This is a genomic window from Pantoea sp. LMR881 (assembly GCF_027157825.1).
Lineage (GTDB): Bacteria > Pseudomonadota > Gammaproteobacteria > Enterobacterales > Enterobacteriaceae > Pantoea > Pantoea haifensis.
In genome coordinates, this window is the sequence record NZ_JAPVOK010000002.1 from 2,002,008 (window position 1) to 2,023,455 (window position 21,448).

At 52.1% G+C, this 21,448-nt stretch carries 17 protein-coding genes, 3 pseudogenes and 1 riboswitch; of the genes and pseudogenes, 8 read left to right on the forward strand and 12 right to left on the reverse strand.

The genetic code is table 11. The features are described from left to right. Nucleotides 1-18: 18 nt before the first annotated feature. Together dusA and O3W44_RS11235 are read right to left on the reverse strand one after the other, a co-directional pair. Nucleotides 19-1,014 carry a tRNA dihydrouridine(20/20a) synthase DusA gene (gene dusA, locus O3W44_RS11230; protein WP_269293140.1) on the reverse strand — a complete coding sequence of 332 codons (996 nt, stop codon included), beginning with the start codon at nucleotides 1,012-1,014 and terminating at the stop codon, nucleotides 19-21. A gap of 327 nt (nucleotides 1,015-1,341) precedes the next feature. Beyond that, on the reverse strand, nucleotides 1,342-2,592 hold the full coding sequence (locus O3W44_RS11235) for a conjugal transfer protein TraF (protein ID WP_269293141.1): 1,251 nt from the start codon (nucleotides 2,590-2,592) through the stop codon (nucleotides 1,342-1,344). Nucleotides 2,593-3,033: 441 nt separating this feature from the next. On the opposite strand from O3W44_RS11235, the gene zur reads away from it, so the two are divergent. Further along, nucleotides 3,034-3,555, forward strand: coding sequence for a zinc uptake transcriptional repressor Zur (gene zur / locus O3W44_RS11240; protein ID WP_269293142.1), 522 nt, complete (start codon nucleotides 3,034-3,036; stop codon nucleotides 3,553-3,555). A 71-nt stretch (nucleotides 3,556-3,626) separates the two neighbouring features. Here zur and O3W44_RS11245 read toward each other — a convergent pair whose 3' ends face one another. From O3W44_RS11245 to O3W44_RS11260, 4 genes are all read right to left on the reverse strand, one after another. Next, nucleotides 3,627-3,839 (reverse strand): CsbD family protein, encoded by a 213-nt coding sequence (locus tag O3W44_RS11245; protein WP_269293144.1) that lies wholly within the window; start codon nucleotides 3,837-3,839, stop codon nucleotides 3,627-3,629. 168 nt (nucleotides 3,840-4,007) lie between these two features. Next, complete coding sequence (gene dinF, locus O3W44_RS11250) at nucleotides 4,008-5,330, reverse strand: MATE family efflux transporter DinF (RefSeq protein WP_269293145.1); 1,323 nt, start codon at nucleotides 5,328-5,330, stop codon at nucleotides 4,008-4,010. 109 nt (nucleotides 5,331-5,439) lie between these two features. Next, nucleotides 5,440-6,054 carry a transcriptional repressor LexA gene (gene lexA / locus O3W44_RS11255; RefSeq protein ID WP_269293146.1) on the reverse strand — a complete coding sequence of 205 codons (615 nt, stop codon included), beginning with the start codon at nucleotides 6,052-6,054 and terminating at the stop codon, nucleotides 5,440-5,442. Nucleotides 6,055-6,159: 105 nt separating this feature from the next. Further along, complete coding sequence (locus tag O3W44_RS11260; RefSeq protein WP_269293148.1) at nucleotides 6,160-6,528, reverse strand: diacylglycerol kinase; 369 nt, start codon at nucleotides 6,526-6,528, stop codon at nucleotides 6,160-6,162. Nucleotides 6,529-6,656: 128 nt separating this feature from the next. Between O3W44_RS11260 and plsB the strand changes: the two are divergent. After that, a pseudogene (plsB, locus tag O3W44_RS11265) lies at nucleotides 6,657-9,078 on the forward strand (glycerol-3-phosphate 1-O-acyltransferase PlsB). 85 nt (nucleotides 9,079-9,163) lie between these two features. Here plsB and ubiA read toward each other — a convergent pair. From ubiA to O3W44_RS11285, 4 genes are all read right to left on the reverse strand, one after another. Then, nucleotides 9,164-10,048 carry a 4-hydroxybenzoate octaprenyltransferase gene (ubiA, locus tag O3W44_RS11270; protein WP_269293149.1) on the reverse strand — a complete coding sequence of 295 codons (885 nt, stop codon included), beginning with the start codon at nucleotides 10,046-10,048 and terminating at the stop codon, nucleotides 9,164-9,166. An 11-nt stretch (nucleotides 10,049-10,059) separates the two neighbouring features. After that, nucleotides 10,060-10,572: a chorismate lyase gene (gene ubiC / locus O3W44_RS11275; RefSeq protein ID WP_269293150.1), complete on the reverse strand. Its 513-nt coding sequence runs from the start codon at nucleotides 10,570-10,572 to the stop codon at nucleotides 10,060-10,062. A 77-nt stretch (nucleotides 10,573-10,649) separates the two neighbouring features. Then, nucleotides 10,650-11,060, reverse strand: coding sequence for a phosphate-starvation-inducible protein PsiE (gene psiE / locus O3W44_RS11280; protein ID WP_269293152.1), 411 nt, complete (start codon nucleotides 11,058-11,060; stop codon nucleotides 10,650-10,652). 73 nt (nucleotides 11,061-11,133) lie between these two features. Next, entirely contained in the window at nucleotides 11,134-11,841 is a 708-nt protein-coding gene (locus tag O3W44_RS11285) for a UTRA domain-containing protein (protein ID WP_269293153.1), read from the reverse strand. 214 nt (nucleotides 11,842-12,055) lie between these two features. On the opposite strand from O3W44_RS11285, the pseudogene O3W44_RS11290 reads away from it, so the two are divergent. The 6 genes and pseudogenes from O3W44_RS11290 to O3W44_RS11315 all read left to right on the forward strand — a co-directional run bounded on the left by O3W44_RS11290 (nucleotide 12,056) and on the right by O3W44_RS11315 (nucleotide 18,318). Next, nucleotides 12,056-13,116: pseudogene (locus O3W44_RS11290) on the forward strand (ABC transporter substrate-binding protein). A gap of 20 nt (nucleotides 13,117-13,136) precedes the next feature. Next, nucleotides 13,137-13,949, forward strand: a complete 813-nt coding sequence (locus O3W44_RS11295) for an alkaline phosphatase family protein (protein WP_269293154.1) — start codon at nucleotides 13,137-13,139, stop codon at nucleotides 13,947-13,949. After that, nucleotides 13,946-14,791 carry an ABC transporter permease gene (locus tag O3W44_RS11300; RefSeq protein WP_269293155.1) on the forward strand — a complete coding sequence of 282 codons (846 nt, stop codon included), beginning with the start codon at nucleotides 13,946-13,948 and terminating at the stop codon, nucleotides 14,789-14,791. Before O3W44_RS11295 ends, O3W44_RS11300 begins: the two co-directional genes overlap by 4 nt. A gap of 11 nt (nucleotides 14,792-14,802) precedes the next feature. After that, nucleotides 14,803-15,594 (forward strand): ABC transporter permease, encoded by a 792-nt coding sequence (locus tag O3W44_RS11305; RefSeq protein WP_269294425.1) that lies wholly within the window; start codon nucleotides 14,803-14,805, stop codon nucleotides 15,592-15,594. Then, entirely contained in the window at nucleotides 15,591-16,583 is a 993-nt protein-coding gene (locus O3W44_RS11310; protein ID WP_269293156.1) for an ABC transporter ATP-binding protein, read from the forward strand. The genes O3W44_RS11305 and O3W44_RS11310 overlap by 4 nt, the downstream gene beginning before the upstream one ends. Before the next feature lie 110 nt (nucleotides 16,584-16,693). Beyond that, a pseudogene (locus O3W44_RS11315) lies at nucleotides 16,694-18,318 on the forward strand (Na/Pi cotransporter family protein). Between the two features lie 40 nt (nucleotides 18,319-18,358). On the opposite strand, the gene panS reads toward O3W44_RS11315, so the two are convergent. Then, nucleotides 18,359-19,276, reverse strand: coding sequence for a ketopantoate/pantoate/pantothenate transporter PanS (gene panS / locus O3W44_RS11320; protein WP_269293157.1), 918 nt, complete (start codon nucleotides 19,274-19,276; stop codon nucleotides 18,359-18,361). 296 nt (nucleotides 19,277-19,572) lie between these two features. After that, complete coding sequence (lysC, locus tag O3W44_RS11325; RefSeq protein ID WP_269293158.1) at nucleotides 19,573-20,925, reverse strand: lysine-sensitive aspartokinase 3; 1,353 nt, start codon at nucleotides 20,923-20,925, stop codon at nucleotides 19,573-19,575. A gap of 116 nt (nucleotides 20,926-21,041) precedes the next feature. Then, nucleotides 21,042-21,232, reverse strand: a riboswitch (Lysine riboswitch). Nucleotides 21,233-21,448 lie beyond the last annotated feature (216 nt).

Here is a 21,448-nt window from a genome sequence, read left to right on the forward strand (position 1 = left end):
AGGCTGGCCTCTTTGTTATCAGGCTTCCTGCGGAATTTTATCGGCAACCAGAGCTAACGCGGCCTCAAGTACGCGAACATCTGCGCCCGGCTTGTGTGCATTTTCACTAAGATAGCGACGCCACTGACGCGCCCCGGGGATCCCCTGGAACAGGCCGAGCATATGTCGGGTAACGTGGCCGAGCCAGGTGCCTTTAGCCAGTTCAGCCTCAATATAAGGATACATGGCACGCACTACGGCAACCGGATCGGCAGCAGGCGTGTCACGCCCAAACAGTTCGCCATCAACCCGCGCCAGTATGCCCGGATTTTGATAAGCCTCACGGCCCATCATCACGCCATCCAGGTGCTGTAAATGCTGTTTCGCCTCTTCCAGCGTTTTTACCCCGCCATTGATCGCCAGCGTCAGGTGCGGAAAATCACGTTTCAACTGATAAACCCGTGGATAATCGAGCGGCGGAATTTCACGGTTCTCTTTTGGACTAAGACCAGAAAGCCAGGCTTTACGCGCGTGAATGATAAAGGTGTCACAGCCGCCGCGCTCTGCCACTGTTCCAATAAAGTCAGTCAGAAACGCGTAGCTATCCAGCTCATCAATACCGATACGGGTTTTTACGGTAACGGGAATGTTGACGACATCGCGCATGGCTTTGATAGCATCGGCGACCAGTTCGGCTTCCGCCATCAGGCACGCACCGAAACGTCCGTTTTGTACGCGGTCTGACGGACAGCCTACGTTCAGGTTAATTTCATCATAGCCACGCTGTTCGGCCATTCTGGCACACTGCGCCAGCGCCGCAGGATCGCTTCCCCCCAGCTGCAGCGCAACCGGATGCTCCTCTTCGCTATAAGCCAGATAATCGCCTTTGCCATGAATAATCGCGCCAGTCGTGACCATTTCGGTATAGAGCAGCGTGTCACCCGTGAGCTGGCGGTGAAAATAGCGGCAGTGACGATCGGTCCAGTCAAGCATTGGAGCGATGGAAAAACGTTGCGAAGAAAAGGTATCGGTCATGAAGCGCAGTAAATCCGGTGATTATAAGTGAGGGAATTCTGCGCAATACTACCACAAGGGTGGCCGATATTGCAGTGCCCGCCTGATGATTACACCGTATGGGCCGTTAGGACCAGTGCGGATGGCGTGCCTGAACCGACGTTACTGGCAGAGCGCGGGATAGCGTTAAAACTGGCGGCTGGAACAGCTTAATCTGCTTCAGCTGCGCTGATGGCCATAACGTTTTTTGGCAGAGTAAAAAAGCAAGGCCGCCTGACGCTGCCTTGCTTTTGTGTTGTTTTTGACATCCCGTTTTAAAGCGCCTCTGTCAAAGGTGACGTCGTGGGTTTAGAAGTTAAACCCGAGTTGCATCATGGCACCCCAGGTGTTGTTAGCTCCCACCGATCCGGCCAGATCAACATGCACGGCGTTGTTGAAAGGAGAAAGGCCAAAACCGGCCGTCGCGACATTTTCATCCGTGCCGCGCATATCGGCGCGATAACCGGCACGCAGCTGCAACCAATCCAGAACGCGGTATTCTCCGCCTACGGCGACATACTGACTACTCTCTTCTGATTTAAAGCGTTTCGTCTCGGTTAAATCAATGTCCCCCGTGACGGTGAACGGCCCTTTATCCCAGGAGAGACCTGTCGTAACCAGCGGACGAATTTGATAGGTATCGCGATAGCCATTCACTTCTTTGGTATCAAGATCGCGTGATATCAGGTTTTGTCCGGTCAAACCCAGGGTCCAGTTTTCAGCAAAGGTGGTTGCTAATCCCGCATCAATGTTAAAACCGGTATCGGAACTGCGATAGCGTCCACTGTTGATATCATTTTTGTCGTAGTTGTAGAGCGTGTCGGTATAGTTGTAGAGCCAGGTCTTTTGAAGTTTAGGTGTGACGCCAACTGATACAGGCTGTCCGGCAATGGAAAATTCATGCGCCACTGCAATACCGTAATCGGTGATTAATGCAGCAAGGCCGTTAGCGTTGGATCGCAAATTGTCTTGATCCCCAGGTACCGGAATAACCGTCCCGTTTGCTACGCCCTGTAAGTAATCAATATCACTCTGGGCAACATTCGCCTGCACGTGAACCGTACCGTAAGCTTTGGTCACAAAAGCAAAGGGCAAGTTCTCGTTCGGAATAGTGACGGCTAACGCTACGCCAGCACTGGCGTCCGCCTTATTGCCTTTTAAATCTTGCAGCTGATTTGCCACATCGCCTGAGGCAGCACGTAGCTCAGGATAACCCCGTAAATAATCAGCGAATGTCAGGTTATCAATCACATCCTGATAGCGATCAACGGTATCAGAGATGTCATCCACTTTATCAGCCAGCTTGTCTTTATCGGTGATTTGCACACCTGCGGACGGGAAAATAATGCTGACATTATCCTCTGGTTTGGCTTTTGTCATTAATGCCGGGTTGGCCAGAACAGCAGAACCATAGGTTGAGGAAGCGACGCCGGTGCCACCCATCGCGTCATTACGTGCGTCATACCATGTACCTGCCGCCATGGCAGAAGAAGAAAAAAGGAGCGCATTCAAAACAGCGGGATAAATCAGCGCAGAACGCTGTACGAATTTTTTCACCATTTACCTGCCATTACCTGAGAAAAGTGCCGTTAAAACATTTAACGGCTGAATAGGTTGTTAGCACTATTGTGAACGAGGGCTAACGCGTTATTGCTGCGAATTCAAAGGGAACAGTGTCTTAATTCAACGGATTGGATGTTTTTACAACGCAAAAGCGTTTTTATTGTTCAAAAAAGCGTTAAAAAAGCAAATTACTGCCAAATATTGCTTAAATGCTTTTGAACATTAGTGCTTAACTCAGTGAGTTGCAAAGGGAAAAAATGAAAAAATCTTTATTTATTTTTAAACGCGCTGGATCTGAATCCAGGGTTAATTAGCGTCAGACAGCAGGATCGGGAAGGCAGATCGCAGGGTAAATAGCGTATTGTGCTTGAGCAGCAACCTCTGCGGAGGAAAATTAGCTGTGATAAAATAACATCACTTGTCTAGCGGAGAATTTTCATGTCGACGATGACCTCAGAGCAAATTATGTCCCAGGCTGAAAAACTGTGTCTGCAGCGCGGTGTTCGTCTGACTTCGCAGCGTGCGGAAGTTTTGCGTTTGATGGCAGAACAGCGAGGATCGATAAGCGCATACGATTTACTGGATCAGCTGCGCATTAATGAACCGCAAGCTAAACCGCCGACTGTTTACCGTGCCTTAGACTTTTTGCTTGAACAAGGCTTTATTCACCGCGTTGAGTCGAATAACAGTTACGTGATGTGCCACCACTTTGAAGCACCTGCTCATACTTCCGTTATGCTGGTGTGTGATCGCTGTGCGGCAGTCATTGAAAAACATGCCGAAGGTGTTGAAAACATTATTGGGTTATTAGCGAGTGAGGCGCGTTTTGCGCTACGCCATAGCGTGATTGAAGCACACGGTTTGTGTGAAAACTGCGTTGAAGTTGAGGCCTGTAACCGTCATGGAAGCTGTGAACATGACCATGAGACAGAAACTAAAAAGCGGGGAAAGAGAAGTTAGTCGGCACATCCTTGTGCCAGCCAGCATGAGCGTACCGGCGGGGTAGGAGCATCATCCATAAATTGACTAAATTACCAGCGGTAGTCTTTGTTATGGCCTTCCCAGTCTGTGACTTCTTTTTCCGCCTCATCCTTAGCGTAGCCATAACGTTCCTGAATTTTACCGACAAGCTGATCGCGTTTCCCTTCAATGACCTGCATATCATCGTCAGTCAGCTTGCCCCATTTTTCTTTCATTTTTCCTTTGAACTGCTTCCAGTTACCACTCGCTTCGTCTTGATTCATTGCAGACCTCCACGTCCTTTAGATTTCATCATATATCTTGCCTTGCAAGACAATAACGATATAAAGCGCCTGTCGTTTGCGCCATTCAGAGTTAATTATAGTAGAGGTTTTGGAATTTGCCGGGACAATACAGAATAATCCGTAGCCTCCGGGGATTTTAAGAAAAGATCAGCCCATAAACCAGGTGTTGTTCTGCCAGTGGCGACGCCATAGAAAGCCTAACGACACACCGCGGAGCGCCAGGAAAACCGCTACCGCCAGCCATAAGCCATGATTGCCCAGCCAGGGCACCGTCAATAACGTGAGAAAATATCCCAGCGCCGCTACCGCCATGCTGTTGCGCATCTCGCGACCGCGCGTTGCGCCAATAAACATGCCATCCAGCAGATAACACCCTACACCGACTATCGGAATAACGATTTGCCAGAACAGATAACGATCCGCCATCTGCTGTAACGCGCCAATGGACGTTAGCAGTGACACGATTTGCGTACCGAAAATGGCATATATCAGCGAAAAGATAATTGCGACCAGCAATGCCTGTCGACAGGCTGCTCGCCAGACACGTAATAATTTGCTGCTATCTTTCGCACCGTGCGCTTCACCCGCAAATGCCTCAACAGCATAAGCGAAACCATCAAGCGCATAGGCAGTGAAGGTAATAAACATCAGCAACACGGCGTTGACTGCTACCACTTCCGGCCCGATCCGTGCCCCAAGCAGAGTCAGGGAAGCAAAGCATGATTGCAGCATGAGCGAACGCAACATAATGTCGCGATTAAGCCGCAGCAGGCGGCCCATATCCCCACGCCAGCTCTGTCTGATGACATTCATATCAATACCGCGAAGCTTCAAAACGCGCCAGACCATCGCTAAACCGACTGCCAGCGTGACATATTCTGCCAGCGCCGTGGCTGTTGCAGCCCCCGCTACGCCCCAGTGCAACCCAGGCACCAGCCAGAGATCGAGTAAAATATTCACTGTATTACCGACCACCAGCAAAATCACCGGTGCGCGTGCATACTGCACACCAAGCAACCAGCCTAAAATCACCAGGTTTGCCAGGGTTGCGGGGGCACTGAGCCAGCGAATATGAATAAAGAGCGCGGCCTGCTCCAGCACGTCTGGATCACCGCCCATCAGATGAGTCGCGAGCAGAGAGATCGGATCGCGCAGGAAGATAAAGATTATGCCGGCCAACAGCGCCATGATTAATGGCTGGGTCAGCGCACGTGCCAGGGCTGCTTTGTCATTTGCGCCGAATGCCTGTGCTGTTAACCCCGTGGTGCTCATCCGAAGGAAAAGCAACAGCATAAAAAGGAAGCTGGTGATAGTGGTGCCAATAGCTACGCCGCCGAGATAGACCGGGCTATTAAGATGACCAATGACGGCTGTATCAACCAGGCCCAGTAACGGGACAGTAATATTAGAAAGGATCATTGGCAGAGCTAGCCGCCAAAGATTTTTGTCGGCTGTAGTCAAAAATGGCATTCGCAGATCCGTGCTCAACGCCGCTGCGTCAACAGGCGAGACAGCAGCGGCTAAATTCGGGCAGACAGAATAGCATCAGGACCAGCGAACAAAAGCAGCTATAGCAGGATTACAGCCACTCACCGTTACGAACCACGCCAACCGCTAAACCTTCGATGGTCAAAGACTGAGCGCGTGTATCAACCACGATGGGTTCAAATTCGTTATTTTCTGGCAACAGATGCACAATGGCACCCTGTTTTTTCCAGCGTTTCACCGTAACTTCATCGTCAATACGCGCCACAACCACTTGTCCGTTGCGCACATCCTGCGTTTTGTGTACCGCTAACAAATCGCCATCCATGATGCCGATATCCTTCATCGACATACCGTTAACGCGCAGCAGGAAATCCGCTGAAGGCTTAAACAGGCCGGGATCGACTTTGTAATGAGTTTCGATATGTTCTTGCGCCAGCATCGGCTCACCGGCGGCCACGCGACCAATCAGTGGAATGCCTTCTGACGTCTCTTCTTCCATTAACAGACGGATGCCACGTGATGCGCCAGAAACAATTTCAATGACGCCTTTACGCGCTAAGGCTTTTAAGTGCTCTTCAGCAGCGTTGGGTGAACGAAAACCCAGTTGCGCAGCGATTTCTGCACGTGTAGGCGGCATGCCCGTTTGATTAATGTGGTCGCGAATCAGATCATAGACCTGCTGCTGCCTGCTGGTTAACGCTTTCATCCCGCCCCTGGTTGTTTATACAGTCGCTGTGAGTATATACAGGTATTGGCGAAATGGAAACCAAAAGTCAGGTATTAATCAGCCGGTTGGCACTTTCTGGAAAGCTTATCGCAAATGTGTCCAAAGCAGCGCGATCCAGACGAAAACCGCCAGTAAGATACTTAGCAATACCGCCGCTGAGCCCATATCTTTTGCCCGGCCAGCAAGCGGGTGACGTTCCTGGCCAATACGGTCAACAACCGATTCAATAGCACTGTTTAGGATCTCAACGATGACGACTAACATCACCGTTCCAATCATTAAAATGCGCGAAATAATATCGATATCCAGCCAGCAAGCCACGCCGATAGCAACAAGCGCAACGATAGCTTCCTGGCGAAATGCAGCCTCATGTTGCCAGGCGGCGCGCAGGCCTTGCCAGGAATAACCGGCTGCTTTCACAATTCTGATAAGACCGGTGGCGTTATTTGCCATGTTGAGGGAACCCTTTTAACGGAATGACGTCAATGTCTGGGCTGCGTGCATTTGGCACCACCACAGATCTTCGCTGCACTTTCTGGTATGCTTGCGGCGCTTTGCTAACAAGAGGCTTCATGTTGTCTATGTCAGGTTGGCGTAAACTTTATTACAAATTACTCAATTTACCACTCTCGTTTTTGGTAAAAAGTAAGGCCATTCCGGCCGATCCTGTTTCTGAACATGGTCTGGATCCTACCCGGCCCATTATGTATGTTCTGCCTTACGATTCGAAGGCCGACTTACTGACTTTACGTGCGCAGTGTATCAAACACGATCTTCCCGACCCACTTTCTCCCTGGAGATTGACGGGGTACTGCTGCCACGCCACGTTTTTATTCACGATGGCCCGCGCGTGTTTCCCTATTTTGTGCCCAGCGTCGAGTCAGTGAAAATCTTTCACGATTATCTTGATCTGCATCGCAACAATCCCGACCTCGACATTCAAATGTTGCCGGTAACGGTGATGTTTGGTCGCGCGCCGGGGCGTGAGGTTCAGGGAGAAGCCACGCCGCATTTGCGTGTGCTGAATGGCGTGCAAAGTTTTTCGCCGTGCTCTGGCACGGACGTGACAGCTTTGTGCGTTTTTCGCCCACGGTTTCGCTACGCCGAATGGCGACCGAGCACGGAACAGATCAATCCATTGCGCAAAAACTGGCGCGCGTGGCGCGTATTCACTTTGCCCGGCAGCGTCTCGCGGCGGTTGGTCCACGCTTACCCGCTCGTCAGGATCTGTTTAACAAGCTATTGCAATCAAAAGCCATTGAAAAAGCAGTAGAAGATGAGGCGCGCAGCAAAAAAATCTCTCATGAAAAAGCGCAGCAGAATGCGGTTGAGATGATGGAAGAAATCGCCGCTAACTTCTCTTACGAAGCGATTCGGGTGACAGATCGCGTCATGGGTTGGCTGTGGAGTCGCCTTTATCAGGGCATCAATGTCAACGGCGGCGAGCGGGTGCGTCAGCTGGCGCAGGATGGTCATGAAATTGTCTATGTGCCGTGCCACCGTAGCCACATGGACTATTTGCTGCTCTCTTATGTTTTATATCATCAGGGTCTGGTGCCGCCTCATATTGCGGCTGGGATCAACCTCAACTTCTGGCCAGCCGGACCGATTTTCCGTCGTCTCGGTGCCTTCTTTATCCGCCGTACCTTCAAGGGTAATAAGCTCTACTCAACCGTGTTCCGTGAATATTTAGGCGAGTTATTTACACGTGGCTATTCAGTGGAGTACTTCGTTGAAGGTGGGCGCTCACGTACAGGCCGCTTACTGGATCCGAAAACCGGTACGCTGGCAATGACGCTACAGGCGATGCTGCGCGGTGGCAATCGCCCTATCACTCTGGTGCCGATTTATATTGGCTACGAGCACGTGATGGAAGTGGGTACTTACGCTAAAGAATTGCGCGGCGCGGCAAAAGAGAAAGAAGGCTTTATGCAGATGGTGCGCGGGTTACGTAAGCTGCGCAACCTGGGTCAGGGTTACGTTAACTTTGGCGAACCGCTGCCGCTGGTGAATTACCTTAACAAGCGCGTGCCGGAGTGGCGTGACGCAATTGACCCTATTGAGCCGCAGCGCCCAAGCTGGTTGACGCCAACCGTAAACGACATTGCCGCACGTTTAATGGTCCGCATCAACGAAGCAGGTGCAGCCAATGCGATGAATCTGTGTGTTACTGCTCTGCTTGCCTCGCGCCAGCGTTCGCTAACGCGTGAACAGTTAATCGAACAGCTTGAATGCTATACCCAGCTACTTCGCAACGTGCCTTATTCACCAAACGCGACCGTGCCAGAACTTTCGGCTGAATCGCTGCTTGATCATGCGATGGGCATGAACAAATTTGAGAGCGAAAAGGACAATATTGGCGACATCATCATCCTGCCGCGTGAACAAGCGGTGTTGATGACCTATTACCGCAACAACATTCACCATATGTTGGTCATGCCGTCGCTCATCGCTGCGATAATTCAGCAGCATCCGAATCTGAGCGAAGCTGAGTTGCTACGCCAGGTCAGTTTGATTTACCCCATGCTGAAGAGTGAATTGTTCCTGCGTTGGGAGAGAGAGGAACTGCCACAATTGCTGTCAGATTTCTGTCAGGAGATGGCGCGCCAGGGACTGATCACTCTGGAAAATGGTCAGTTGCGCTTTACTGCCGCCCGTTACCGCACGTTGCAGTTGCTGGCAGCCGGTATTCGCGAAACGCTGCAGCGTTATGCCATTACCTTCTCGATTCTCAGTGCCAAACCGGCCATTAACCGCGGTACGCTGGAAAAAGAGAGCCGCACGCTGGCACAGCGTCTGTCGGTTTTGCATGGAATCAATGCGCCAGAGTTTTTCGATAAAGCCGTATTTACTTCTTTGGTGCTCACGTTGCGTGACGAAGGGTATATCAGTGACCGCGGTGATGCAGATGTTACACAGACCCATGCTACATGGCTCATTCTGGCCGATCTGGTGACCAGTGACGTTCGTCTGACCATTGAAAGTGCGGTTGCGCACGAGTAAAGACCAGTGAGTTGATGTCATTAGCGATCAAAAAAGGCGACCTGCCAGCGGGGGTCGCCTTTTTTATTGCCGGTTAACCCTCTGCTCAAAACATTTGGCTAAACGGCGGCGTATTCATTAAGACACCGATGAACAACACCAGCCCAACATAATTGTTATTCAGAAAGGCCTGAAAACAGGGCTGGCGTTCACGCTGAGCGATCAGTCTTTGCTGGTGCACAAACAGCGCCGCCGCCAGCAGAAGCGACCAGTAAAAGGCCCCATTGAGTTGCAGCAGCAAACCGACAGTGACCATCAAAGCTAACGTGGCTAACTGCAACAGGCCGATGATTAATTTGTCAAAACGGCCAAACAGAATCGCCGTTGATTTCACACCAATTTTCACATCATCATCGCGATCAACCATCGCGTATTGCGTGTCATAAGCCACCGTCCAGCAGATGTTCGCGATGAACACCAGCCAGCAAACCAATGGTAAGGACTCACTAACTGCCGCCCATGCCATGGGGATCGCCCAGCCAAATGCTGCGCCTAACACGACCTGCGGCAGATGGGTGTATCGCTTCATAAAAGGATAAACCCAGGCCAGCGCCAGCCCGACGACAGAAAGCAAAATCGTCATCAGATTCATGGTCAGTACCAGCACAAAGGCGACCAGTGCCAACCCGACAAACAACATTTTCGCCTCTTTCGCGCTCACAGCGCCGCTGGGCAGCGGACGATTTTGTGTGCGCTGAACGTGACCATCAACCTTACGGTCAGCATAATCATTAATCACGCAGCCTGCGGCGCGCATAATAATGACGCCGGCTACAAACACCACCAGCACCGACACCGGCGGCACAGCCATATTCGCCAGCCATAATGCCCATAGCGTAGGCCACATGAGCAGTAAGGTGCCGATCGGCTTATCGATACGCATCAGGCGGCTGTAGGCCTGCCATTTATTTAACTGCAATGTCTTCTGCACAGCGTAATTCCTTAAACCAGGTCGCGGTAAAGTGGGCAAGCCGGTAAAAATAGCTCGGTAAGCAGCAACGGTTTATCTGACAAGCGTAAACGCGAGCGGCGTCCCCACAAATCATGGATTTTGCCCGGTTCGATAAAGTCACGGCTTAAGGTAGAAGAAGAAAAAAGATAACGACCAAGCGGGCGTGTACCCAGTTGCTGCAGCATGATTTCCGGGCCATTCAGTGTGCTTTCAGGCACCAGCGTGCGCCCCGCCAGCCAGGGTTCATCGTCGCCAAACAGAATGATTTCGCGCAGCCAGAAACGTTCGTCATCTGGCAGCAATGCTTTTTCATCCGTTAACTCGTCTGCGTTAATAAAGCCTTCACGCACCGGTTGCACGGTAACCTGCTGACAGTGTTGCTCAAAACGTCGTGTCATTGAGTCTTCTTCCAGCAACCAGTTCAGCAACGCAGGTGAAAGCCCCGGTTGCTCAGGTGAAAGCCAGTTGAGCGCGCGTAATAAGCTGAGCGCATCTTGTGACATAGCACCACTCCCAATAATTAGCAGGGCGCTAGTTTAACGCAGAGACGGCGTGTGAACACCACTCTCCGCGTGACAGATTATTCGCGTTTTAAACGGTTGCTGTTCGCCAGCCACAGCGTAACCACCAGCAGCAGGATGGCGGCGGAATAGCACAATGTATCGAACGGATTTTTATGATCGACAATAATCAGTCGAATAATCGCCGTGATGCCAATATAAACAAAATAGCGCAGGGGAAAATGATAGCCAGACTGAAAATACTTAACAATCAAGGCAATAAATTCAAAATAGAGGAAGTAGATTACTATTCCCTCAACAAGCAGATAAGACGATGCCTGCTCACCGGTGTTAAGCAGGACGTTAGCTAAGTGGATAGTTTCTTTACCGAGAAACACCACTAAAATGATCGCCAGAATCACCAGGCCTGCATTAAGAACCCATTGCAACACGCATGCAATGTGTTGACCTGTGGTGCTTTTTTCACTCATGTTACGCCTCAAAGGAAACGATTAATCGCTGGCGCTATCATGCGTTAGTGTGACGCAAATCACAATATGACTATCAGGCTTCAACATCGACACAGAGTGCATCGTAACGCCAGTACTCGCAGTCGCAGTCAATGACCTGCTTTTGCTGGTCGCGGTTGATACGTGTGATGCGCAAGCCAGGACTGCCGGGAGCCACGTTAAGCGCGGGGGCAGCAACGTTTGGCAACGGGCCTGGCAGGATGGTGAATCGTGCGCCACCGTAACGAATGCCATAACGCTGGTCATAAAGATCGGTCAGTGAACGCGTCAGGTCTTCTGCTAATAAGCCAGGGAAAAAACGTGGGTTGAGGTAATGCTCGACGTACAACACGGCGCGTCCATCAATACGACGCAAACGACGAATGCAATAAACGGTGTCACCCTCCGCCAGCATCAGTGCTGCTGCAATGTCGCTCTGCGCCAGAACCTGCTCTGCCGAAATGACTTCCGTGCTGGCCTGACGCCCCTGCTCGGCAGCCATAGCGTGAAAATGGCTGTGATGTAATGGGTTATAAATCAGGCGTGGGGGAGCAATAAACCAGCCACGGCGCAGTTCGCGGTAAATAACGCCCTGCGCTTCCAGTTTGCCCAACGCTTCGCGTAACGTAATGCGCGTGGTGGAAAAAGCTTCACTTAATGCCCGCTCGCCAGGCAATTTTCCGCAATTAAATTCGCCCGCATTGATCCTCGCCAGTAAGGCTTCAGCGATCATATCAGCCGTTTTGAGTGCTATCGACTCCACAACAGTAGCCTCATTTTGGTGCGACTTCGCACTATGACAGTTCGGTGACAGCGTTCAGATCTGACTGCCCTGCGTTGATTCGGTGTTGACTGTCATGCTTCATCTTGCCTGCTGCGCAGCTGTCATAAATCCTTCATCCGCTCAGGCTACATTGGCTCGGTTCTTGCTGGACTAGACCAGTCAGGCATTTCAACTTACACCGGGAGCAACTGAGATGAAAGCGTTTATCGCCTCTGTAGTAGCCAGTGCTGTATTTCTCGCCCTGCCTGTTGCGCAGGCTGCCGATAATGATCTTGCCGCGCTGGAAAAAGCTGCGCGCAGCGAAGGCCAGGTGAACAGCGTCGGCATGCCAGACAGCTGGGCCAACTGGAAAGATACCGGAACGATATCAGCAGTAAGTATGGTTTAAAGCACAGTGATACTGACATGTCTTCGGCGCAGGAACTGGCGAAGTTTGATGCAGAGAAAGAAAACGCCAGTGCAGATATCGGTGATGTGGGTGCCGCTTTTGGTCCAATTGCTGTGGCAAAAGGCGTGGCGCAACCGTATAAGCCAACCCACTGGGATCAGATCCCGGCATGGGCAAAGGACCAGGAGGGTAACTGGATGTTGGCTTATACCGGCACTATTGCTTTCCTTGTAGATAAACAACAAGTCAAAGATATCCCGCACAGTTGGGCTGACCTGAAAAAAGGTAAGTATGTGGTTACTATCGGTGATGTTGGTGTGGCAGCTCAGGCGGCCAACGGCGTGCTGGCAGCAAATTATGCATTAGGCGGCGATGAAAAGAACCTGAAACCGGCGCTGAACTTCTTCGCTGATTTAGCCAAACAAGGCCGTCTTGGCGTAACCGATCCGGTGATTGCTAACATCGAGAAAGGCGAAATTCAAATGGCGGTAGTGTGGGACTTCAACGGCCTGAACTATCGTGACCAGATTGATAAAAGCCGCTATGAAATCGTTATCCCTTCCGACGGCTCGGTGACGTCTGGTTACACCACCATTATCAACAAATACGCCAAACATCCGAACGCGGCAAAACTGGCTCGTGAATACATTTTCTCTGACGCTGGTCAGATCAACCTGGCAAAAGGCTATGCCCGCCCGATTCGTGCTGAACATCTGACTTTACCGGCTGACGTCCAGGCTAAGCTGCTGCCACAGTCTGAGTACAAAAATGCCCGTCCAGTCAAAGACCAGGCGGCCTGGGACAAGTCATCCAAAATGCTGCCGCGCCTGTGGCAGGAAAACGTCATCATCAATATGCAGCAGTAAGCCCTGACAAGGAGAAAGCCATGAAGACGATCCTGGTGGTGCTGGATGGGTTAAGTAATCAGGTTGCACAACATGCGATGGGCTATCTGCATGCTGAGTGCGCGCAAGGCAAGGGACAATATTACGCCCTGACCTGCGAATTACCCTCTCTGTCCCGCCCGCTGTATGAGTGCATTCTGACCGGTATTCCACCCGTCAGAAGCGGCATTATTCATAATGGCGTGAATCGCCTGAGTCGTGAACGCAGCATTTTTCACTATGCGCGCGCGGCTGGGCTGAAAACCGCCGCAGCAGCCTACCACTGGGTGAGTGAACTCTATAACCAGACGCCGTTTGTTCCGGCGCGCGATCGCCACACCGACGCGCCGGAACTGCCTATTCAGTACGGCCATTTTTATTCTGATGACAGCTATCCCGATTCTCATCTGTTCGAAGATGCAGAGAGTCTGCGCCTGCGCTACAACCCAGACTTTCTACTGATCCATCCGATGAATGTAGATGATGTCGGTCATAAACATGGCTTGTCGTCTCCGCAATATCGCAACCGGGCACGCATGGCTGACGGGTATCTGTCGCACTGGATGCCCACCTGGCTGGCAGAAGGCTATCAGGTTATCGTAACCGCCGATCACGGAATGAATGACGATCGATCGCACGGCGGCATGCTGCCAGAAGAGACGCGGGTGCCGCTGTTTGTCTTTGGCAAAGCGTTTTCGCTGCAGCCCGATCCCAAACCGCAGCAGACTGAACTGTGCGGCACGGTATGTGAACTGCTGGGCATTGCGCATGACAAACCGGTTTGTCGCGATCTGCTGGCGGAGCCGCGCGCATGAAGGGGAAAGCGTTAGCCCTGTTGCTGCTACTGCCTTTTACGTTGTTTTGGCTGGCGTTCCAGTTCGCACCGCTGCTATGGATAGCCATTAACAGCTTTTGGAGCGACATGAATGAAGCGTGGGGCTGGGATAATTATCGCGACATTCTGACCTCACCCTTCTATTTGCAGGCGTTTCGTTTTTCACTGGATATTTCAATCTGGTCAAGTATTTACGGCTTACTGATTGCGTTAGTTGCAGGCTACTCCCTCCATCAGGTGGGCGGTGGCCGCCTGCAACGCTTCATGATGTCATTCACCAACATGACCAGCAATTTTGCAGGCGTGCCGCTGGCGTTCGCTTTTGTCATTTTGCTCGGCCTGAATGGATGCCTGACGCTGCTGCTGCGCCATTACGATTTGATTGAGAGTTTTAAACTCTTTTCGCGTGACGGCATGGTGCTGGTTTACACCTGGTTTCAGATCCCACTCGGCGTTTTGCTGCTCTATCCGGCTTTTGACGGACTGAAACGGGAGTGGCAGGAGTCAGCTGCCTTGCTGGGTGCGGGCCGTTGGCACTACTGGTGGCATATCGGCCTGCCGATTCTGTTTCCTGCCCTGCTTGGCACCTTTGTTATTTTACTGGCTAACGCGCTCGGCGCTTACGCCACTATCTATGCCCTGACCACGGGCAATTTTAACGTGGTACCGGTGCGCATTGCGGCATTAGTGTCGGGCGATATTTCACTGGATCCGAATACTGGCAGCGCGCTGGCCATGTTGCTGGTGCTGATCATGGGGTTAATTACCGTGGTACAGCAATATCTGGTGCGTCGTAGTTATCTCAACGCGAAACAGCCCTGAGAGGAGCAATGATGTCGCGCGCGGAACAGGTCTTTCACCGCCTGATAGTATGGTTGCTGTTTATTATTCTGGCGCTGCCGCTGGTGGCAACGTTTCTCTATGCCATCTCTTCTGAATGGAGTAATACCATTCTGCCGGAAGGCTATTCACTGACATGGTTTATTCAGCTATGGAGTGATGGACGCTTTCTGACCGCACTGGGCCATTCTTTACTGATTTGCTTCGGCGCGCTGCTGTTCTCGTTAGTGCTGGTACTGCCTGCAATGTTTGTAATTGCTTACTACTACCCACGTCTTGATGCCGTCATGAACGTGCTGATTTTAATACCGTTTGCCGTTCCGCCGGTGGTTTCGTCAGTGGGATTACTGCAACTCTATTCGTCATCACCCCTGATGCTTACCGGCACGCCGTGGATCCTGATTGGCTGCTACTTCACCCTTGCTCTGCCCTTTATTTACCGTGCCATCGCCAACAACATGCAGGCAATTAATTTAAAAGAGCTGATTGATGCCGCACACCTCTTAGGCGCCAGCACCTGGCAGGCCGCTCTGTTTGTCGTGCTGCCTAATCTGCGCAAAGGTGTGCTGATTGCGGTGCTGCTTTCGTTCTCGTTTCTGATAGGTGAGTTTGTATTCGCTAACCTGCTGGTCGGCAACCGCTATGAAACTCTTCAGGTTTATCTCTACAACATGCGTAACGGAAGCGGGCATTTCACCAGCGCATTGGTGATCTCTTATTTCTTTGTGGTGCTGCTGGTCACCTGGCTGGCAAACGCCCTGAATCCTGAACGAGGCCGATCGTGAGTTATCTTGACGTCAAGCAACTGAATAAAAGCTATGGTCCGACACAGATTTTTCAGCATATTGATTTCAGCGCCGAAGAAGGCGAGTTCGTTACGCTCCTTGGCCCCAGCGGTTGCGGCAAATCGACGCTGCTGCGCTGCCTGGCGGGCTTAACCTCTGTTGATAGCGGACAGATTTTACTTCAGGGCAAAGATATCGTGCCGCTGTCGCCGCAGAAGCGATCCATTGGCATGGTATTTCAGAGCTACGCGCTGTTTCCCAATATGACGGTGGAAAAAAACGTCGCCTTCGGCCTGAAAATGCAAAAACTACCGAAGCATGAGGTGCAACAGCGGGTGATGGAAGTGCTGGAGCTGGTGGAGCTGACCGATTTTGCTCGCCGCTATCCGCATCAGCTCTCTGGCGGTCAATGTCAGCGCGTGGCGCTGGCGCGTTCTCTGGTCACGCGTCCCCGTTTGCTGCTGCTGGATGAGCCTCTGTCGGCGCTGGATGCACGTATTCGTCGCCATTTACGCGATCAAATTCGTCGCATTCAGCAGGAGCTCAGGCTTACTACGCTCTTTGTCACGCACGATCAGGAAGAGGCACTGACCCTGTCCGATCGCATCGTGCTGATGAATCGCGGCAAAATTGTGCAGAACGGTGATGCTGAATCGCTTTATACCCAGCCGGCAGATCGGTTTGCTGCGGGCTTTATTGGCAATTACAACCTGCTGAGCGCCGAACAGGCCAAACAGTTGACCGGGCAAACGTTCCAGGGTCAGGTCGCGATTCGGCCAGAAACAGTGAGCGTTACTGCGGTCGGAAACGGTATTCCGGCTGAAATTCTCAGCCACAGCCTGCTTGGCAACGTGATTCGCTATCGCGTCAGGGCGCAAGGCGTTGAGCTGTCTGTTGATGTATTAAACCGAACAGCGGCGGATTTGCACCCTGATGGGCAGCAGATTGGTCTACAGTTAGAAATGTCGACGTTGCGCCAGGTGGCTTAAAACACAGGGAAAATTCACGCTTCGTCTGGCAATCCTTCCCACAGATTGCTCTCTCCGTCAGGCTGGCAGTCTGTGCTGCTTAAAGCCTGATGGTTGAGGAGCCCTTATACGTGTTAACCCTGCTTAATTTACTCTCTGCCGTCGCGTTACTGGTATGGGGCACACACATCGTGCGTACCGGAATTATGCGCGTCTACGGTGCCGATTTGCGCCGCGTGCTCAGCCGCAGCATTGAGCAAAAGCCCATGGCTTTTCTTGCCGGAATCGGCGTGACTGCCCTGGTGCAAAGCAGCAACGCCACCACTTTGCTTGTCACGTCCTTTGTCGCTCAGAACCTGGTCAGCCTGACACCAGCCCTTGTCGTCGTGCTCGGTGCAGATGTCGGAACCGCGGTTATGGCGCGTATCCTGACCTTTGATCTCTCCTGGCTATCACCGCTGTTTATCTTCTTTGGCGTGGTGTTTTTTCTTAGCCGTAAACAGACGCGCTTGGGGCAACTTGGCCGGGCCAGCATTGGCCTTGGGCTGATCCTTTTAGCTTTACACCTGATTGTTGAAGCTACCCGCCCCATTACCCAGGCCTCTGGCGTACAGGTGCTGTTTTCCAGCCTGACCGGCGACATTATGCTGGATGCGCTGATTGGTGCGGTGTTTGCCATTATCAGCTATTCCAGCCTGGCGGCAGTGCTGATCACGGCGACCCTGACCGCCACAGGAGTGATTTCATTTAAAGTGGCGCTTTGCCTGGTGATTGGCGCGAACCTTGGCAGCGGATTGCTGGCGATGATCAATGCCAGCGGATCGAACGCAGCGGGCAAACGTGTTGCACTCGGCAGCCTGCTGTTTAAGCTGGTTGGCTGTATCGCTATTCTGCCGTTCGTCAACCTTGTCGCCGAGTGGCTGGATAAACTGCCGGTTAACGATGAAGAATTAGTGATCTTTTTCACGTTTTCTACAACCTGATCCGCTGCGTAGTGCTGGTGCCGTTTGCCGAGCCGATGGGACGCCTGTGCCGCCGCCTGATTCGTGACGATAGCGAAAATGAAATGCACCTTAAGCCAAAGCATCTGGATCGCAGCGCGCTGGATACGCCCGCCCTGGCGCTGGTGAATGCCGCGCGGGAAGTGTTACGCATCGGCGATGTGCTGGAACAGATGCTGGAAACGTTTAGTAAAGTGATCCACGGTGAGCTGGCCGAAGAGCGCACGGTACGACGGCTGGATGACGATGTTGATGTGCTTTACACCGGCATCAAACTCTATCTGGCGCGTATGCCAAAAGAAGATTTAGGCGAAGAGGATTCGCGACGCTGGGGTGAAATCATTGAAATGTCGCTCAACCTCGAGCAGGCGGGTGACATTATTGAGCGCATGAGCGGCGACGTTGCGGATAAATCTCTTGCGGCGCGACGTGCGTTTTCGCCAGAGGGAATGAAGGAACTTGAGGTGTTGCAGGAGCAGTTAACGACCAACCTGCGGCTCAGCCTGTCCGTTTTTCTGGCGCATGATATAACCAGCGCCAAACGCCTGCGTCGCGCCAAACACCGCTTCCGTATTCTTATCCGACGCTATTCACATACGCATGTGGACAGGCTGCACCAAAAAAATGTGCAAAGCATTGAAACCAGCTCACTGCATTTAGGCTTGCTGGGCGATATGAAGCGACTCAATTCGCTGTTTTGTAGCGTGGCTTATACGGTGCTGGAACAACCGGATGATGAGCGGGAATATGAGTAAACAGACGCGGCCCTTTCCGCCTGGAGAGGGCCGCCGCCTCTTATTTCTTCTTGATCGGCTTACCTGACCAGTAACCGGCGAGCAGCGATCCTGACAGGTTATGCCAGACGGAAAAGAGTGCGCCAGGCAGTGCAGCCAGCGGCGAGAAGTAAAGTTTACCCAGCGTCGCCGCCAGACCGGAATTCTGCATGCCAACTTCCAGTGCCAGAGTCCGGCAGGTTGACTCATCGAAGCCAAACAGTTTTCCGCCCCAGTAGCCGCCCAACAGACCAATGGCGTTATGCAGAATGACCGCAGCGATCACGACTAATCCAACCGATCCGATAAAGCTCTGGCTACCTGCAACCACCGCGCTGATGATAAGCAGAATACACACCATTGAAAACGCTGGCAGATACGGCTCGACGCGACGCACTACGCTGTTCATGGTGTGGTGAATAATCAATCCTAAACCGATCGGGATTACGACAATTTTCACGATACTCAACAGCATGCCAACCACATCGACCTGAATATGCGTATCGACATAAAAACGTGTGAGTAGCGGTGTCGCAAATACGCCTACCAGCGCAGAGACAGATGAGATGGTAACCGAAAGCGCAACATCCCCTTTCGCCAGATAGATCATGACGTTGGATGCAGTACCGCTGGCAACGCTACCGACTAAAATCATTCCGGCAGCCAGATCGGGTGGCATCTGAAACAATTTTGCCAGCGCCCAGGCGGCGAGCGGCATCACTAAATAGTGCAAAAAAGTACCGGCAATGACCGGGGCCGGACGCACCAGTACACGTTTGAAATCATCAATATTCAGCGTCACGCCCATGCCAAACATAATCAGCATCAGCAGATAAGTGACCCAGGGACCAATGCCGAGAAAGGTGTTGGGTGAAGAGTAAGCGGCGATGGATAACAGCACAGCCCAAAGTGGGAACAGGCGAGTTAAGGTGGCGAGCATGGCCAGACTTCCTTATAAGAATGTTGTGTTTTTAAGCAGATTTGCCATAGAAATACGCGGCGCAGGAACGACTACGCGAGCGGACGCAGGATCATAACATTTCATTATCAAGACGAAAGGCGAAGATGCAGCCAGAAGGGAAAATGCAGATTGCCTGCTGCGGATCGGCTACCAATCCCTGAAATTACACTGCTTACTGGCCCTGAACACGGTAGATCGCACCACTTATCCGCTGCAGTTTGCGTCTCTGAAAATAAAAAAGCCGGGCATTGCCCGGCTTTTTTACTGCTTGCTGATTATTCGAAAAGATTATGGTGTAGCGTTCGCACCACGCTTTCAGCATCAGCGCCTGGCACCAAAAAGCAGAGGTTATAGCTACTGGCACCGTAACAGATCATGCGCAGATTGAAAGGCTCAAGCACCCCAAATACCTCTTTGCCGACACCGCAGGCTTTCGACAACTGATTACCGATCAATGCCACCAGCGCCAGGTTCTCTTCCACTTCCACCCGACACAGCGATGATAACTCTGTCAGCAACGCCTGGGTCAACAGGCTGTCACCCGTTGAGGTAGAGCCTGTGGTATCAAGCGTCAGCGCCACACTCACTTCAGAGGTGGTGATCAGATCAACAGAAATATTATGGCGCGCCAGAATACTAAACACTTCGGCAAGGAAGCCTGGCGTATGCAGCATATTGAGGCTGTGCAGCGTCAGCAGGGTTTGCTTACGGCGCAGCGCCAGTGCGCGGAACAGCGGCGGGTTTTTCGTTTCATTACAGACGCGCGTTCCGCCCGCTGCCGGATCTTTGCTTGAACCGACAAAAACAGGGATATCACGGCGTACCGCAGGCAACAACGTTGCCGGATGCAGCACTTTGGCACCGAAGGTTGCCATTTCAGCCGCTTCTTCAAAAGTAATTTCGTCGATGCGTTTCGCTGTTGGCACCACACGTGGATCGGTGGTGTAAATACCCGGCACGTCAGTCCAGATATCAACGCGCGCTGCGTGTAACGCTTCACCCAGCAAGGCGGCTGTGTAGTCGCTGCCGCCACGTCCTAACGTGGTGGTACGCCCTTTACTTTCGCTACCAATGAACCCCTGAGTGACGACCAGCGCCTGGGCGATCCGCGGTTGCAGTTGTGCAGTTGCCTGCTCAGCCAGTACATCGACTTCAGGTTCTGCGCGGCCAAAACGGTCATCGGTACGCATGACTTTACGCACGTCAAACCATTCTGCATTTACCTGCCGTTCACGCAGGATTTCGACAAACAGCAGCGTCGACATTAATTCACCGTGGCTTACCAACTCATCGGTAAGCGCCGTCGAAGTTGCCAGTGCGGCGGCTTCAGACAGCATGGCAATGTTTTCAATCATCCGGTCGATTTCTTCACGGATGACGTCAGGACGCTGCAGGCGATCAATGATGGCGTATTGGATACGGCGGATCTCATCCAGTAAGGAAACGCGTTGTGACGGTTCCTGACCTTCAGCGAGAGAAACAAGGAGATTGGTGATACCCGCAGAGGCGGAAAGCACCACCAGACGCGTATTGGCATCAGCCAGCACCACATCGGCGCTGCGGTTCATGGCTTCAAAATCGGCAACGCTGGTGCCACCAAATTTCGCCACAATCAAAGTTTGAGACATATACGACCTCGTGTCAGGTTATCTTGCTCCCGCACGCTTACTGCGGACGAGAGACATTCTATCAGCCTTGGCACAAGGAAAGAGCAGAAACGGGCAGACCAGATCGGGTAGACGAGTCACCCAGAAGCGCCCCACCTTGTAAAACGTCCGACTGCGAACATTTCTGGTGACAACCCAGGGATTCAGCCCCTGCAGCCGACAGGCAACACACCGCGTGTTGACCACCTCGGCGTCGCTCCCCTGATGTATTTTCACCGGATACGGTTCCTCAAACACACTGCCTGGGCGACGCGCCTCTTCTGGCTTACGCTTGGTAGCGCAAGTAGGCGCATACAAATATCGGTTTCTTGCCTTGCTGTCAATGTTGAGCGTTTGAGGAATTTTCATTTTCTGCGCACCCGGAGGCAAATTTGCCGTTACTACAACAAGTAGAGTGCTAAACGGGTTCAGCCGGAGCGGCAAAATTAAGAATCCTGACACCACAACAGGCTGTTTCCCCCATCGCATTATGCCGAAAATTCAT